Here is a 1,004-nt window from a genome sequence, read left to right as displayed (position 1 = left end):
ACAGCCAGATCATGGCGATCCTGAAGCAGCACGAAGCCGGCGTTCCGGTGTCTGAGCTGGCAAGGGAACACAATGTCAGTACGGCGCTGATCTATCAATGGCGCTCGAAGTTTGGCGGCATGGATGCATCAATGATGAAACGCCTGAAGGAACTGGAAGCCGAGAATGCCCGCCTGAAGAAGATGTACGCCGAAGAGCGGCTTAAGGCCGAGCTCCGTCAGGAAGCGCTGGAGGGAAAGTTGTAAGGCCATCTCAACGCCGGGAGATGGCCAGAAAGGGCGTGGCCAAACATGGCATCAGTATCCGTTTGGCCTGCGTGGTGTATGGCATCAGCGAGACCTGCTATCGGTACCAGGCAAAGCTCAGTGGCGAGAACGCTCTGGTGGCTGACTGGCTATTGCGCCTTACCCAGACCCACAAACGCTGGGGCTTTGGTCTGTGCTTCCTGTATCTGCGCAATGTGAAGGGCTACACCTGGAACCATAAGCGCGTGTATCGGATTTATCGGGAGCTGGAGCTGAACCTACGCATCAAGCCACGTCGACGAATCCAGCGGGATTATCCGGGTGAGCTGGATGTTCCGACGGCACCGAACCAGGTCTGGTCGATGGACTTCATGAGTGATCAACTGGTCAGCGGCAAGACATTCCGGACATTCAATGTGATCGACGACTACAACCGGGAAGGACTGGGCATCGAGGTCGACTTGTCATTACCCGCACAGCGGGTGATTCGTGCGCTGGATCAGATCATTGAATGGCGCGGCAAGCCTGCCGCCATTCGCTGTGACAATGGGCCAGAGTATATCTCACAGTCATTGATAGACTGGGCCAACAGAAACCGGATTACGCTGATCTACATTCAGCCCGGCAAGCCCACTCAGAATGCCTACATCGAGCGCTTCAATCGAACCGCACGGCATGAATGGCTGGATTTGCACCAGTTCGAAAGCATTGCCCATGCTCAGCTTCTGGCAACTCAGTGGCTGTGGCAGTACAACAACG

1 protein-coding gene is annotated in these 1,004 nt (G+C 55.7%); it reads left to right on the top strand.

Annotation, left to right across the window (positions count from 1 at the left end):
* Positions 1-1,004, top strand: a protein-coding gene (locus Q669_RS15350) for an IS3-like element ISMaq1 family transposase (protein WP_152525063.1) whose coding sequence is annotated in 2 segments (ribosomal slippage) — positions 1-240 and positions 240-1,004 — 1,005 coding nt annotated over the 2 segments. Because the reading frame shifts where the segments join, the coding sequence is not laid out codon by codon here. This gene is flagged as partial in the annotation.

Origin of the sequence: Marinobacter sp. C1S70 (assembly GCF_000475355.1) — a bacterium.
GTDB classification, from domain to species: domain Bacteria; phylum Pseudomonadota; class Gammaproteobacteria; order Pseudomonadales; family Oleiphilaceae; genus Marinobacter; species Marinobacter nauticus.
This window is presented reverse-complemented; position numbering and strand designations above follow the sequence as displayed.